We start from the raw sequence: 15,604 nt of genomic DNA on the forward strand, positions 1-15,604 counted from the left end.
ACCTCTCGACTCCCTATGCCCGGCAACACCCTAGGTACCCTCTTTACCGTCACTAATTTCGGCGAATCCCACGGGCCGGCCATCGGTTGCGTCGTGGATGGCTGTCCTCCGGGACTGTCGCTGGACGCTGCCGACATCCAGCTCGAACTGGACCGCCGCCGTCCTGGCACGTCCCGCCACGTGACGCAGCGCCAGGAAGCCGATCAGGTGGAAATCCTGTCTGGCGTATACGAGGGAGTGACGACGGGCACGCCTATCGGCCTGCTCATCCGCAACACCGATGCGCGCAGCAAGGATTACTCGAACATCGCGGATACCTTCCGTCCGGGCCATGCCGACTACGCCTACTGGCGCAAGTTCGGGGTGCGCGACCCGCGCGGAGGCGGCCGCTCGTCGGCGCGCCTGACGGCGCCGACGGTAGCGGCGGGCGCCATCGCCAAGAAGTGGCTGGCAGAGCAATACGGCGTCAAGGTGCGCGGCTACATGAGTCAGCTTGGCCCCATCGCGATTCCCTTCGTTTCCTGGGACGAGGTCCCCAATAATCCGTTCTACGCGCCCAACGCCGAGGTCGTGCCGGAACTGGAAGCCTACATGGACCAATTGCGCCGCGACGGCGACTCCGTGGGCGCCCGGATCGAAGTCGTGGCCGAGAATCTTCCCGCGGGCTGGGGGGAACCGATCTATGACCGCCTGGACGCCGACATCGCCCACGTGATGATGGGTTTGAATGCCGTGAAGGGCGTGTCGATCGGCGCGGGCTTCGACAGCATCGCACAGCGAGGCTCGGAGCACGGCGACGAAATTACGCCGGACGGTTTTTTGACCAATAACGCCGGCGGGGTGCTGGGCGGCATTTCCACCGGCCAGCCAGTCACCGTGTCGCTGGCCATCAAGCCGACCTCCAGCATCCGGGTCGAACGCCGCTCCGTGAATCGCGCCAACGATCCGGTCATGGTGCAGACCCTGGGACGCCACGATCCTTGCGTCGGCATCCGCGCCACACCCATCGCCGAAGCAATGCTGGCGCTGGTCCTGATCGACCATGCCTTGCGCCACCGCGGTCAGTGCGGCGATCCGGTAGTCTGATACGCTGTCGTTCTTCGAATCGGCTGGGAGGCCTGCCATGAACCGGAAACGTCATCTGCTGCGCACTGCGGGCGCTGCGCTCGCGCTGGCGGCCCTGGCGGGCTGCACCGGCATGAACACCACGCAGTCGGGCGCCATCGGCGTCAACCGGACCCAATACATGTCCAGCATGGTGCCTTCGCAGGCGCTGGAGCAGGAAGCGACCCAGCAGTACGCCGACATACTCAAGCAGGCGCAGGCCAAGGGCCTGCTGGACCGCGACGCCCAACAGGTTGCGCGGGTCCGCACCATTTCGCAGCGGTTGATAGCGCAGGCGGGAATCTTCCGGCCTGACGCCGCTAGCTGGAAATGGGAGGTGCATGTGCTGTCCAGCAACGAGATCAACGCCTGGTGCATGCCGGGCGGCAAGATCGCCGTCTACACGGGGCTACTCGGCAAGATCAAACCTACGGACGATGAGTTGGCGGCGGTGCTGGGCCACGAGATTTCGCACGCCTTGCGCGAGCATGCGCGCGAGCGCGTATCCCAGCAGATGGCGACCAACCTGGGGCTGTCGGTGTTGGCTATCGCCACCGGGTCTTCCGCGGCGTCTGACCTGGGCGGGCAGTTCACCAGCGTCATGTTCACGCTGCCCAATAGCCGCACCCATGAAACCGAAGCTGACCGCATGGGCGTGGAGTTGGCAGCCAGGGCGGGCTACGACCCGCGCGCCGCCGTGACGCTGTGGCAGAAGATGGGCGCCGCCGATCAGGGCAGCGCCCCGCCGGAAATCCTGTCGACCCACCCGTCGGCCGCATCGCGCATCAGCGATCTGCAGGCTGCGGCGCAGCAGGTGCTGCCGCTTTACGAACAATCGAAAGGCAAAGCCTCCCGCTAAGGCTGCTGCGGCGGCCGCGGTGGCTTTTGACCGGGGTCTTGGCTGTGGCCGCCTTAGGCCGCGGCCGTCTTGACACCGGGGCCGCGCATGATACCTATGCCCAGCCTGGCCAGAATGCGCTGCGTTTCGGCGTCCGGCACATCCTCGGCATAGACCGCGATCTTCAGGTTGCGTGCGGTTTCCAGCACCGAAGCCGTCAACTGCTGGCTGCCGGGGCTTTGAGACATGCCGCCGACGAAGCCCCCACCCAGTTTCACGTACGACAAGGGCAGCGTGTGCAGTTGCGCCACCGCGCCGAACTGCTGCGCCAGGCGGCGCACACCGATATGCGCGCCGAACTCCGAGGCGACCCGGGCCAGCGTCGCGATCTGCTCGTGGCATTCCACCAGGCCGTGCGCGTCGATTTCCAGGTACAGGCGGGGCGCCAGCGGCCGGTGTTCGGTCAGCAGCAGAGCCAACTGGCGGAAGAACTTCTGGCCTCGCAAGGAGGGCAGTGCCACCCGCACGGCGAGCTCGCCGGTGTTGGCCGCCAGCCAATCCAGCCCCAGGCTGACAGCCTCCAGGTCGCAATCGGCCACCAGGTCCAGGCGCACCGCCGGCGGAATGAACAGCGTGGCGGGAATCGGCACCTGATCGGCGGCAGTGCGCATCATCAGCATCGCCTCGGTGCGGACGATGCTGCCATCGGTGGCTTGGAGGTTTTCCGTGGCCAACTCGAAACGGTGCTCTTCCAGCGCGGATTGGATTGCGTCCTTCCAGGCGCGTTCACCCGATTCCGAAGGCGATTGCATGTCGGTCGCGCCCGCGATCACGACCTGGTCGTTGCCAGCGCTTTCCGCCCGCATCAAGCCGAAGTCCAGGCGCGCGAGCACCGGGCCGGCCTGGCTGCCGTGGCCATAGTCGGTCATGGCCTGCGCCCAGCGGCACAAATGCCCTTCACCCACGGGGATACGCGAAGCGTGCAGGTCGGCGCGTACCTGCTCTGCCACCATCATGGCCTGGGGAGCCGCGCAGCCGGGCAGCAGCAAGGCGAAATCCGAGCCATTCAGGCGGGCCAGCAGGGGCGAGGCCACATGCATGCTCTTGAGGGTGCCGCGGATGCGCTCGCAGGCCGCGCGCAACCACTGGTCGATGAACTCACGCGGCATATGGCGGTTCAGGTCCGCCAGGTCGCGCTGGCGGAACACCAGCACGTGGCCGCCGTCGATGCTGCGTCCCGTCGCGATGGCATGGGTTTCCAGCGCACGGCGGAACTCGTTGACGAAGTACTTGCGGTTAGGCAACCCGGTGACCGGATCCTGGTTCAGTTCCAGCTCCAGCGATTCGATCTTGGCGTTCTGCTCTTCGACGCTGGCATGGATGCGTTCGCGGGTTTGATTCAGGGCCTGCACCACCCCGGACAGTTCAGGCACGCGCGCCTCTACCTGCTCGGTCGGCGATTCCTGGCCGATGCTGCGCACGTGGTCGCTGATTTCGCGCAGCAGGCGATTCTTGATCCAGCCTACCAGCATGAAGGCAAACACGGCCCACAGGATGCCGGCACCCACCACCAAGGCGATCATCTTGAGGCTGCTGCGCCACAGGGCTTCCCAGGCATAGGCGTCGTTCGCGATCAGCGTGACTTCGCCAATCTGACGCCAGCCGTCGCTGACGGCATGGCTGGCCGATTGCGCCGTCAGTGGAGCCAGCGCCTGGAACCAGGCGGGAACCGACGCCGCGGTGGCCGTGGATTTCCGTTCGATCAGGACCTTGCCTTCCGGATCGGCCAGGCGTACCAGCGAGAAGTGTCCGCCGTCGTACAGCGCCGATACCAGCAGCTCTTGCACGACCGGATCATTGTTCGCGGGCTGCGAGAGCGACAACGCCAGCGATACCGCGGCATCGGTGCTCTGCACCTGCAGTTGGCCTGACAGGTATTCCCTGGCGGAGTTCACGCTGAGCGCCAGCGTGCCCAGCAGGATGACGCCGATGGCAAGGGTAACGCTGAGCAATAGCTGTCGAAGTATGGACATAGTCTTATTTCCGGACATCAGGGGCGCACGCCTTCCCGTTCCATGCGTTGAAGTAGATCACGCCAGCGGCTGAGACGGTCAACCGGCGCGGCGGGTTTGCCATCCACGTAGACGCCGTCGGCATTGAAACTGAATACCGGCGTCAGGTCGCGACGCTGAGTGGCGGGCAAAATGGTCGAGATCAGATTGTCCAGCACCAGCGGCACGGCGTTGGGAGTTTCGTAATAGCCCAGCACCATGTGGGCGATCTGGGTGCTGCTTGCGGCGCCGCCGATCCGTGCGCGGACGTAGATGAAGCGCAGCTTGTTGGCCGGCACGCCCAGCGCCAGCAGCGTGAAGTACTTGCCGATGACGTAGTCTTCACAGTCGCCAGCGCCTCTGCCCAGCGATTCTAAGGGCGTGGCCCAATAATCGGCCTGCTTCCATATGGTGATGTCCTCGCCGGACATCAGGGAGCGGTTCCAGAAATCGTTGGCCTGCGTCAGCGCGCCTCTTTCCTGGGGTGGAGCGGGGCTGCGCATCAGCTGCAACCATTCTGACACCGCTTTGGAGCCCTTCGCGCCATAGCGGCTGGCCGACAGGCTTTGCAGCCGGTCGGCATTCACTTCCAGGGCGGAACTTCCGCCCCAGCCGCAAGCCAGGCATAGCAAAGCCAATCGGCACAGATTCAGCGTGCGGCGGAAACGGCGGGACGATGGCATGAAACGGATTTTCACATTTTTCCGGGCATCTTAGACGTGCCCTGGGAAAAAATGCGTCATGCGGGGCAGGAAAGCCCGTTGCGGACCTTCCTGGGAGCTATTGTTCAGGCATGGTCGACGGTCAACTTACCTTTCTGCAGCAGGTCGTTGATGATGGCCTGATTGCTCATGGACTGGCCGTAGGCATCGTGGGTGAGGTCCACGTTTTCCAGCACGATCTTCTGGTCCGCGCCCTGGGTGCCTAGCTTGCCCTGGGTGTTCACGTTGATGACCGTGCCGTTGCCTTCCTTGTAGAAATTCAGATAGTCGGTCAGGGTGCTGTCATTTTCGCCGACCAGCAGTTCCTGCAGATCCAGGATATCGCCGCCATCGGCTTGCTTCTGAATCGAGAAGTCCATGATCGTGTCCACTGCTGGGGCGTCCGTGGTGCCTTGGTCGTTGAATTCCCATTTGAACGTGTCGCTGTTGTCGTCGTACCGGACGCCATTGCCGTCGCCGTACAAGAGGTCGTTGCCCATGCCGCCGATCAGGACATCGTTGCCGGCGTCGCCTTCCAGATGGTCGTTGCCCGTGCCGCCCGACAGGATGTCGCGGTCACCGCCGCCGAACAATGCATCGTTGCCGCCTTGGCCGTAGAGGATGTCGTCGCCATCGCCGCCGTACAGTACGTCGAAGCGACCGCGTGTATCGCCATGTACCTCCAGGGCGTCGTGGTTTTCCGAGATGAACTTGTGCAGATCGGCATCCGTAGGCTGCACGCCGTTCTTCAGCAGCAAAAACTGTTTGAGCGCCCACAGACCAGACCCGTCTAGCAAGCCCTCGGGTCTGGCGGGGTTGCCATCGATGCCCCAGGGCAACTGGTCCGTATTGATTGCATCGCCGAAAAGAATGTCCGAACCGTCGCCGCCATAGAGCCGGTCGATGTCGGGTGTAGCCAGCACATGGTCAGGCCTGCTGCCGGCCTCCGCGTGTCGACCCGGCCGGTCAGTAGGATCCGGCGGAGGAGGGGGGAGTCCCAACACGCCGCCGTGGTCGCCCAGTATCACGTCATTGCCATTGCCGCCATTCCAATCGTCCATGATTTTCGACCGGTCGCCGTTGTCGTCGTCGCCGGCGATGAACAGGCCCACATTCATCTTGAACAGATGCTGGCGGGAAATGTCCTGGCCGCCGTCGGCGGTACCACCGTTATCTCTGACGCGAAAATCGAAGGATGACGAGCCGCTGTTGTCGCTGGCGTTTCCAGCGCCGGGCAGGAACACCAGCTTACCGCCGGCCAGGTCCTCCGCACTGATCTCTTGCCCCGACTTGATCACTTTGCCGTTCAGGAGCAGCGTTCCGACCGAGGGGAGGGAATCGATGAAAAGGGACTTCATGGAATGGCCTTCCCCTGGGTCGGAGAACGGAAAGTCATTCAACCCGAATACATAGCGACCTCCGCCAGCCACGACGTTGCCGGAGCCGTCTTGAGAGACTGGAGCATCGTTGATGGGTAGAACGCTGATGCTCAACGTGGAGGAGGTCATAGCCGTCCCGTCTGTCACGGTATACGTGATGGACGGGACGGCTCCATTCCAGTTCGCGTCCGGCGTGAACACATAGCTACCGTCGGCGTTGATGAGGATCGAACCCATGCCCGCCATGTACGCGGTGCTGCCGGCGGAGTACGTCGCACCGTTGACCGTGAACATAGTGACAGTCAGCGCATCATCGTCGACGTCGACCGCTCCCGCGAGCACGTTGCCGGACGCCGCGTTGTCCTCAGATACATGATTGGCTTGAGCCTGCAGGACCGGTACGTCGTTGGTGCCGGTGATTTCGACCGTCAAGATGGCCGTGCTTGTACCTCCCTGGCCGTCCGAGACGATGTATGTGATCGAACTGTGAGTCTGTTCGCCGGCGCCGAGGTGCTGGAAGGCGGAGCCTGGGTTGAAGCTGTAGGAGCCGTCGGCGTTCAGCGTGAACGTGCCGCCGTGGGAACCCGCGATGGCGACGCCTACGTTTGCCGTGTTGCCGTTGACGTGCGATACGGTAAGGGTGTCGCCGTCTGGATCAAGGTCGTTTGCCAGCACGCCGTTTCGAGCACTGACGTTGAGGGACGAGTCCTCGCTGGCAGCGTCCGAGTCGTCGGCAGCGATGGGTGCGGGGTTGGCGATGGCCCAGTCGAACTTTTGCGAGGTGGTTGCGCCTGAGGGATCGGTGGCGGTAACGGTGATGTCATAGACGCCGGCCCTTCCGCCTTGCGAGGCCGAAGGATCGATGTTGCCAGTAATGATGCCAGTGCGCGGGTCTATGCTCAGGCCGGGCGGCAAGCCCGTTGCAGTGTAGGTGAGCTTGTCACTGGCGTCTGGATCCGAGAAGTGGCCGGAGACGTCGTAGCTCACGTTCGTGTGCGCATCCACACTGGAGGTGTCGGAAATGGCGGTGGATGCCGGGCCGTCGTTGGTGCCGGTGATGAGCACGGCGACGGTCGCCGTAGAGGTGGCGCCGCGGGGATCCGTGATGGTGTAGGACACGGTGCTGGTCACGGCTTCGCCCACCGCCAGGTGGTCGTATTCGCTGCCGGGCGTGAAGACGTAGCTGCCATCAGGCAGTACGGTGAACGTGCCGCCATTGCTGCCCTCAACCGCGACTCCGCCCGAGGTCATGGGACGGCCGCCCACCAACGTGATCACCAGAGGATCGTCGTCGGGATCCGAGTCGTTGGAGAGCAGGTTGCCGCGCACCAGACTGTTTTGATCGCCTTGGCCAGCATCGTCCCTTGCGCTGGGCCCGCGGTTGACGTTGATCAGTGGAGGCGCCTCGTCCTCGTCGACGACGGAACCGGTACTACTGGAAACGCGTGGCATGCCATCGGCACGATGGCCGGGATTGGAATAGGCCAAGTCCAGCGGGCTGGTGGTTTCAAGAAGGCGGGCCAGCCGTACGAAGCTGCTGCCGCCGTCGCCACCGCCACCAGTCATGACGGCAGCGGTGGGATCGAGTTCGTCGAACAGGTCGCGGCCTTCGCGCAGGGCCGCCAACAGACGGTCGGAGTCGGTACCCGAGGGCGTGGCCATCGCGGCTTCAGACGGGTCGTCCAACGTGGTTGTCATTTCGTTGGTCAGCGCGACCATGCGGCCTTCGCCGATGACAACCGGCAAACCGTGTTCAAGCTGAAGGGAAACCGTGGCGCCCGAAGCCGTGACGACGTCACTACCGGCGGGGACCTTGCTGCCTTGATGCAGTTCGGTAAGAGAGCCGTCGCCATGGCGTAGCCACGCGCGACCCGAGATTTCGTTGACGATTGCGGCAGAATTGTTGGCCATATTGGTCTCGTTATAGAGCGTTGTCCAAGATGGTTTGATACTAGATGGCGCGGCCACTGCTCGAAACTGGCAATACTAATAGTGTCAAGTAATTTGCACTGAGGCTTGGGGGAAAGTGCACCACGCGGAGGTTGCTGCGATTCTTCCGTGGACCCACTGCTTAGCCGTGGTCAACGATCAGCTTTCCCTTTTGCAGCAGGTCGTTGATGATGGCCTGGTTGTTCATGAGCTGGCCGTAGGTATCGTGGGTCAGGTCGACGTTCTCCAGCACGATCCTCTGGTCCGAGCCCTGTGCGCTCAGCTTGCCTCGGGTATTCACGTCGATGACCGTATCGTTGCCTTCCTTGTGGAAATTCAGATACTGGGCCAGTGAGCCGTCATTCTCGCCGACCAGCAATCCCTGCAGATCCAGAATGTCGCCACCATCCGCGGGCTTCAGGACCGAGAAATCCTTGATCGTATCCACCGCCGAGGTGCCTGCGGCACCTTGGTCGTTGAGTAGCCACTTGAACGTGTCGCTGCCCGAACCACCGTACAGGATGTCATTGCTCTTGCCTCCGAGCAGAACATCGTCGCCGGCGTCGCCAAAGAGTGTGTCGTTGCCGGTACCGCCAGACAGGACGTCGTTGCCCTCGTCGCCGTGGAGTAGGTCGCTTCCACCCTGGCCATAGAGAATGTCGTTGCCCGCGCCGCCATGCAGCTCGTCGTTACCTCCGCGCGTATCGCCCTGCACGTCGAAAAGCGCGTGGTTGTCCGAGATGAACTTGTGCAGATCGGCGTCGGTGGGTTGGATGCCGTTCTTTAGTAGCAGAAACTGTTTGAGCGCGTCCAGGCCGGACCCGGCGGGGAGGTCCGCGGGCTGGGCGGGGGTGCCATCGAGACCCCAGGGCAAACGATCCGTATTGATCGAATCGCCAAACAGGATGTCCGAACCGTCACCGGCATGGATCTTGTCGTCACCGACCGAGGCGGCTTCATTGCTCGACTGGTTGCCGGTTAGCGTTGCCGTGAGCTCTGAAGGATCCCGCACAATCTGTGAGCCGCCTCTGCGGTTCTCCGTGGATGTATAAATGCCTCCGATTTGTGCGTGGAGTTGATCGTCGGTTGGGCTATTGTCATTGAGCACAAATTGGAAGAGGTAATCGCCCGGCCCATAGTAGCTGTCGGTCTGAGTGGCTGCCTCGGTGCCCGATTCAACCGCTACCCATTCAGAACCACTCCATTTCAGCAGGATCCATTTGAACGTATCTACCGGACCCTTGTTGTAAAGCCACAAGTCAAATCTGAACGAGGCGCCGGTCGGATTGGTTATCGTAATTTTGTCGGCCACATTCATGGTTACGGTGAACGATTGACCGTCCGCTGTCGTATCCGTGAGGGCCATCTTGCCTGATGTGAAGTGGCCCCAGCTGCCTCTGGAAGTGTAGGTCGGACGCTCGACAGTGCCATCGCCTTCACGCTGCCATCTGGTGGGGTCGTCGGCGCCCTCGACCCAGTCGCCGTCGAAGTTGATCTGCTTGATATGCCCGGAGCTATTCGTGAACCAACCGCCGGTGTTGTCGAAATTGTCGAGTCTGCCTTGAAAAATCCGCGAGCCGACGCCAATAGCATGCACGTCGCTGATTTCAGCAAGCTTGTTGAACTCGGCGTCGGCATCATAGTTCTTCTCGGGGGTTGGCTCGCCATCCGTCAGGAAGTAGGTGAGATTCTTGTACGGATTGCCGTGGTCATCCACCGTGGGCTGGCCATCAAACCATTTTTTGGTTTCATGCAGGGCGGCGCCATATGGCGTGTTTGGCCCGGTCTCCAGATGCAGAAGACTGCTCACTATTTCGTCGACATTGTCTGGTGTCAGGCCCGAGATCGACTTCTGTACCCTGATATCCTCGTCATTGAACGTGATCAGCGACACGTTGATGGTTCCCTCATGCGTCGCCAACTGACTTTCCAGCAAGTGCTTGAGCGCCTTCTTTGCGGCATCGAGCGCCGTATCCCCATCCGGGTTGGAACTATTCGCCCAGCCCATTGAGTACGACAGGTCCAGCAATAGTGCGATGTTGTAGCTGGTACCTGCAATCACGTTCTTCGCCATACCGCCTTGATCGCCCAGCAGCACGTCGTTACCTGAGCCGCCAGATACCGTTTCGTTGCCGTTGTAGCTATCCAAAAATTGGTCGACGTGTACTTTGAATGTTTGTTGATCAGATCTGTCTTCTCCTCCATTGGTGCTGCCGCCGTTGTCCTTGACACGGAACTCGAGGGATGCGCCGGCGCTTGCGCCGGTATTGGATGTGTCGGGCTCGAACACCAGCTTCCCGCCGGCCAGATCCTCTGCGCTGATCTCCTGTCCCTGTACCACCGGCTTCCCGTCCAGGGACAGCGTGCCGCCGGTGGGCAGGGAGTCGATGATCACGGATAACATCGAATGGCCTTCCCCTGGGTCGGAGAACGGAAAGTCATTCATGCCAAACACGTAGCTATTGCCAGCCGCGACGTTGCCGGAACCGTCTAGCGCGACAGGTGCGTCGTTGACGGGCAGCACATGGATATCCAAGGTGGATGAGATCGTCGTTGTTCCGTCCGTCGCGGTGTAGGTGACCTGCGGGACATCTCCGTTCCAGTTCGAATCTGGCGTAAAGGTATAGCTGCCATCTGCGTTGACGAAAACCGAACCCATGCCAGCGAGGTATGCGGTATTGCCAGCGGCATACTTTGCGCCATTGACGGTGAATGTTGTGATCGTCAGCGTGTCATTGTCGACGTCGACGTCGACCGCGCCCGTGAGCACGTTGCCAGACGCGGCGTGGTCCTCCCATATTGGGTTGATCTGAGCCTGGGGGATGGGCGCGTCGTTGGTTCCGATGACTTCGACTGTGAGAGTGGCGGAGGTCGTTCCTCCCTCGCCATCGGAGACGGAGTAGGTGATCGAGCTGTAGGCTTTTTCGCCGACGCCGAGATGTTGGAAAGCAGAGCCAGGGTTGAAGGTGTAGGAGCCGTCGGCATTCAGCGTGAACATGCCGCCGTGAGTCCCGGCGATTGCCGCGCCCACACCGGCTGCGCTGCCGTTGACTTGCGAGACAGTCAGGGTGCCGCCGTCCGGATCGCTGTCGTTGGCCAGCACGCCATGCCGGGTGCCGACGGTGAGGGTGGTGTCCTCATCCGTGGCGCCGGCATCGCCGGCTGCGGCAGGCGTCGCATTGGCGACGTTCCAGTGGAGTTCCTGGGAAGTCGTGGCGCCGGACGCGTCGGTTGCCGTGACCGTTGCGGTGTAGCGCCCTTGGATACCGCCCTGCGAAGCAGAATGGCTGATATCGCCACTGATGATCCCCGTGATTGGGTCGATGCTTAACCCCGGCGGCAGGCCGGCCGCGGTGTATGTAAGCTGGTCGCTGGCGTCTGGATCCGAGAAGTGGCCAGAGACGTCATAGCTTATGTCCGTCTGCGCATCCACGCTGGAGAGGCTGGAAATGGCGGTGGATACCGGACCGTCGTTGGTGCCGGCGATCGTCACGACGACGGTTGCCGTGGAGGTGGCGCCGCTGGGATCGGCGATGGTGTATGACACGGTGCTGGTAGCGGCTTCACCCGCGGCCAGATGTTCATATTCATCACCAGGCTCGTAGACGTAGCTGCCGTCAGCCAGGACGGTGAATGTGCCGCCATTGCTTCCCGCCACCACAACGCCGTCCGAGGTCATGGACCGGCCGCCGACCGACGTTATCGCGAGCGGATCGCCGTCTGGGTCCGCGTCGTTGGCGAGCAGGTTGCCGCGTACCTGGCTGTTCTGATCGCCTAGACCCGCGTCATCCCGCGCGCCGGGCGCGGTGTTGACGCTGACTGGCGTGGGCGGTTCGTCATCGTCGTTGCTGATGGTGCCAGCGCCGGACATGCGGGGCAAGACAACATCACTGCGGCTGGGATTCGAATAGGTCAGATCGAGCGGGCCGGTGGTTTCAAGAAGGCGAGCTAGGCGTACGAAGCTGCTGCCGCCGTCGCCACCGCCGCCGGCCAAGGCGGCGGCGGTGGGATCGAGTTCATCGAACAGGTCGCGGCTGTCGAGCAGGACAGCCAACAGACGATCGGAGTCGGTGCCCGAGGGCGGCGCCAATGCGGCTTCGGACGGGTCGTCCAATGTGGCGGTCATCTCGTTGGTCAACGCGACGATGCGGTCTTCGCCGATGACGATCGGCATGCCGTTTTCAAGCTGAAGGGAAACCGTGGCGCCCGAGGCGGTGACGACGTCGCTGCCGGCGGGGACTTTGCTGCCTAGATGCAGTCCGGTCAAAGATCCATCGCCATGGCGCAACCACGCGCGACCGGAGATTTCGTTGACGATTGCGGGAGATGTATCGGCCATGTTGGTTCCCTTTCCAGGGTGTTATCCAAGATGGCCTGATACTAGATGGCGTTGCCAGAGCTCGATACTGGCAACACTGACAGTGCCAAGCAGCAACGTTGCTGCTTGGGAGAAATCTGCCAAGCCGGGAAGGCCGTTGCGGCCCTTCCCGGGGCTTGCTGCTTAGTTGTGGTCGACGTTCAGCTTACCCTTCTGCAGCAGGTCGGTGATGATGGCCTGGTTGTCCATCTGACCATTGTGCGTCAGGTCGACGTTCTCCAGCACGATCTTCTGATCCGCGCCCTGGGTGCCAAGCTTGCCCTGAGTGTTGATCTCGACGAGGGTGTTGTTGGAGTTGGCCGGATCCTGCTTGAAGTTCAAGTACTGCGACAGGTTGCCGTCCTTCTCGCCCACGAGCAGGTCCTTCAGGTCCAGGATGTCGCCGCCATTGGCGATCGTGGCATCCGAGAAGTCCTTGATCGTATCCACGGCCGGAGCGCCTACCGTGCCCTGATCATTGAGTTCCCACTTGAACGTGTCGCTGCCTGCGCCGCCAACCAGGGTGTCATTGCCCTTGCCGCCGACCAGGACGTCGTTGCCGTCACCACCGTACAACGTGTCGTTGCCAGTGCCACCATACAACGTATCGTTGCCGGTGCCACCGTACAGCGTGTCATTGCCATCATCGCCGTACAGGGTGTCGTTACCGCCCTGGCCGTAGATGATGTCGTTGCCGTTGCCGCCGTGCAATTCGTCATTGCCGCCGCGCATATCACCCTGCACGTCGAACATCCCGTGGTTATCCGAGATGAACTTGTGCAGATCGGCGTCGGTGGGCTGCACGCCGTTCTTCAGGAGCAGGAACTGCTTGAGACCATCCAGGCCGGACCCATCCAGATAATCAGCGGGCTTGACGGGATTGCCGTTGACACCCCACGGCAGTTGATCCGTGTTGATTGCATCCCCGAACAGGACGTCGTTGCCGTCGCCACCGAAGATCTTGTCGTTGCCTACAGGCGCCAGCACGTTGCTCGAGCTGCCGCTGACCAAGGCGGATTCCAGTTCCGACGGGTCTTGTACGACCTGGGACGCACCCGTGCGCCCGGTCGTGTATGTCCGAATATCGTCGATATCGACGCGGAACTGTCCGTTGTTGCCCGTTCCAGAACTGTTGTCGTTTACCGAGAACGCAAAACGGTATTCGCCGGGGCCGTAGATTTGGGTCGTCGTGTCAGCCTGGGTGCCCTTTTCGACTACCTTCCATTGCCCGTCTATCTTTTGCATCAACCGCCATTCGAATGTGTCGCCTGCGCTCTGGTTCGCCAACGTGGCCTTGAACGAGAACGATGCGCTCGTTCCCGCTGCCAGCACCATCTTGTGCGCTTCCTGCATGGTGGCGGTGACGGCTTGACCGTCCACGCTGGTATCCGTGATGCGCATCTTGTTGCTGTTGTTCGTCACAGTACCCGTACCGGTCTTCAGCCACATAGTGGCATCGTTCGCGCCATTGTTGTTATTGAAGTTGTACAGCACGGTCCCGCCGCTCGAGAAGGTCGAACCCGTGTTGTCGTACTTGTCCAACGTCGACACGGACACTCCGTCGCCAATGCCGATGCCATGTACGTCGCTGACGCCGGCCAGCTTGGAGAACTCTGTGTCCCGGTTGTACCAATACTCGCTGCTAGGCTCACCGTCCGTCAAGAAGAACGTCAGGTTCTTGTATGCGTTACCGTTAGCGTCCTCCGTGGGCTGGCCATCGAACCAGCTCTTGGTTTCATTGAAAGCCGCACCGTATGGAGTACCTCCCCCCGCCTTCAGGCCCAAGAGGATGTTGACCATGTCGTCGACATTGTCCGGCGTCAGACCCGAGATCGCCTTTTGCAGCTTGGAACTGCTGTCCGCAAACGTGATCAGCGATACGTTGATGGTGCCGTCATGGGTCGCCAGCTGGTTTTCCAGCAGAGACTTCAGGGCCTTCTTCGCGGTTTCAAGGCGCGTTTCCTGGTTGGAACCACTACCCCAGTAGTAGTCCATCGAACCAGAAAGATCCAGCACCAAAGCGATGTTGTAGCTAGCGCCCGGCGTCACGTTCTTCAGCATGCCGCCCTGGTCGCCCAACAGCACATCGTCGCCGGAGCCGCCCTTCACAGTTTCGTCTCCATTGTTGCCGGTCGTGAACTGGTCCACGTGCAGCGTGAATGTCTGCTCGCTGGACGTGTCCTGGCCGCCGTTGGTAGTGCCGCCGGTGTCCTTGACCTGGAACTGGAAGGACGCGCCGGCGTTTTCGCCGACGTTCGATGCGTTCGGCGTGTACACCAGCTTGCCACCCACCAAATCCGCCGCGCTGATCTCCTGGCCCTGCGTCACTTCCTGGCCGTTGAGGTACAGCTTGCCGCCGGAAGGCAGGGAGTCGATGATCACCGACTTCATCGAATGGCCCTCCACCGGATCGGAGAACGCGAAGTCCTTCGTGCCGAACACGTAGTTCTTGCCTTCGGTCACGTGACCGAAGCCATCCTGCGACACCGGAGCGTCGTTGACGGGCAGGACATTGATGTTCAGCGTTGAAGAAGTCTGGGCCGTGCCGTCCGACACGGTGTACGTGATCTCCGGGACCAAGCCGTTCCAGTTGGCGTTTGGCGTAAAGACATAGCTGCCGTCGGCTTTGATGAAGATCGCGCCGATGCCAATGATGTTGGCCGTGGAGCCTGCCGTGTACTTCGTGCCGTTGATCGTGAATTCAGCGACGGTCAGCGTGTCGCCGTCCTTATCGGTCGCGCCGACAAGCACGTTACCGGATACCGACTGGTCTTCCAGGCCCTGGATGGTGTGAGCCTGGATCACCGGCAGGTCGTTGGTGCCGGTGATCGTGATGGTCAGCACTGCGTCGCTGGAATCGCCATCTGCGTCCGTAACGGTGTAGTGGATGGTTTCGGTCAGCAACTGGCCGGCCTTCAAGCCTTGAACCGCAGGCAGGCTGTTGTTGAGCTGATAGGACCAAGTGCCGTCGCCATTGTCCACGAGCGTGCCGTACTTGGCGTCGGCGGTGTTGATGACGGTTGTGACGGAGTCAGCGCCGAGCGCATCGTTGGTCAGGACATTGCCGTTGATCGGAGCGATCGTGTCTTCGGTGATGCCAGCCGTGTCGTCCTTGGCCACGGGCGCGGTGTCGATGATCTGGATGACCAGGTCGTTGCTGGTGGACACGCCGGCCACGTCGGTGACGGTGACGGTGAAGTTGTCCTTGACGGAGTCGTCGCCCGCGGTGTGGTCGTCGGCGCCAC

The 15,604-nt window shown here is 61.8% G+C and carries 7 protein-coding genes; 2 read left to right on the top strand and 5 right to left on the bottom strand.

Going from position 1 to position 15,604, the window contains the following annotated elements:
* Positions 1–15 precede the first annotated feature (15 nt).
* Together aroC and AC3WOB_RS27790 are read left to right on the top strand one after the other, a co-directional pair.
* Positions 16–1,086: a chorismate synthase gene (gene aroC / locus AC3WOB_RS27785; protein ID WP_013392871.1), complete on the top strand. Its 1,071-nt coding sequence runs from the start codon at positions 16–18 to the stop codon at positions 1,084–1,086.
* Positions 1,087–1,123: 37 nt separating this feature from the next.
* Positions 1,124–1,963: a M48 family metallopeptidase gene (locus AC3WOB_RS27790; protein ID WP_492276833.1), complete on the top strand. Its 840-nt coding sequence runs from the start codon at positions 1,124–1,126 to the stop codon at positions 1,961–1,963.
* 53 nt (positions 1,964–2,016) lie between these two features.
* Here the strand turns inward: AC3WOB_RS27790 and AC3WOB_RS27795 are convergent, their stop codons facing one another.
* From AC3WOB_RS27795 to AC3WOB_RS27815, 5 genes are all read right to left on the bottom strand, one after another.
* A complete protein-coding gene (locus tag AC3WOB_RS27795; RefSeq protein ID WP_492276834.1) occupies positions 2,017–3,975 on the bottom strand; it encodes a bifunctional diguanylate cyclase/phosphodiesterase in 1,959 nt (652 codons plus the stop codon).
* 17 nt (positions 3,976–3,992) lie between these two features.
* Positions 3,993–4,676: a transglutaminase-like cysteine peptidase gene (locus AC3WOB_RS27800; RefSeq protein ID WP_492276835.1), complete on the bottom strand. Its 684-nt coding sequence runs from the start codon at positions 4,674–4,676 to the stop codon at positions 3,993–3,995.
* Between the two features lie 104 nt (positions 4,677–4,780).
* On the bottom strand, positions 4,781–7,984 hold the full coding sequence (locus tag AC3WOB_RS27805) for a retention module-containing protein (RefSeq protein ID WP_492276836.1): 3,204 nt from the start codon (positions 7,982–7,984) through the stop codon (positions 4,781–4,783).
* A 160-nt stretch (positions 7,985–8,144) separates the two neighbouring features.
* Complete coding sequence (locus AC3WOB_RS27810) at positions 8,145–12,341, bottom strand: retention module-containing protein (RefSeq protein ID WP_492276837.1); 4,197 nt, start codon at positions 12,339–12,341, stop codon at positions 8,145–8,147.
* Positions 12,342–12,503: 162 nt separating this feature from the next.
* On the bottom strand, positions 12,504–15,604 hold a 3,101-nt coding region (locus tag AC3WOB_RS27815; protein ID WP_492276838.1), incomplete at its 5' end, for a cadherin-like domain-containing protein.

Source organism: Achromobacter sp. FW305-C-30-7 (genome assembly GCF_058783105.1).

What these genes read in the sequence shown, in the direction of transcription:
- aroC (WP_013392871.1), top strand. Translation starts at nt 16, where the DNA reads ATGCCCGGCAACACCCTAGGTACCCTCTTTACCGTCACTAATTTCGGC.
- AC3WOB_RS27790 (WP_492276833.1), top strand. Translation starts at nt 1,124, where the DNA reads ATGAACCGGAAACGTCATCTGCTGCGCACTGCGGGCGCTGCGCTCGCG.
- AC3WOB_RS27795 (WP_492276834.1), bottom strand. Translation starts at nt 3,975, where the DNA reads ATGTCCATACTTCGACAGCTATTGCTCAGCGTTACCCTTGCCATCGGC.
- AC3WOB_RS27800 (WP_492276835.1), bottom strand. Translation starts at nt 4,676, where the DNA reads ATGCCATCGTCCCGCCGTTTCCGCCGCACGCTGAATCTGTGCCGATTG.
- AC3WOB_RS27805 (WP_492276836.1), bottom strand. Translation starts at nt 7,984, where the DNA reads ATGGCCAACAATTCTGCCGCAATCGTCAACGAAATCTCGGGTCGCGCG.
- AC3WOB_RS27810 (WP_492276837.1), bottom strand. Translation starts at nt 12,341, where the DNA reads ATGGCCGATACATCTCCCGCAATCGTCAACGAAATCTCCGGTCGCGCG.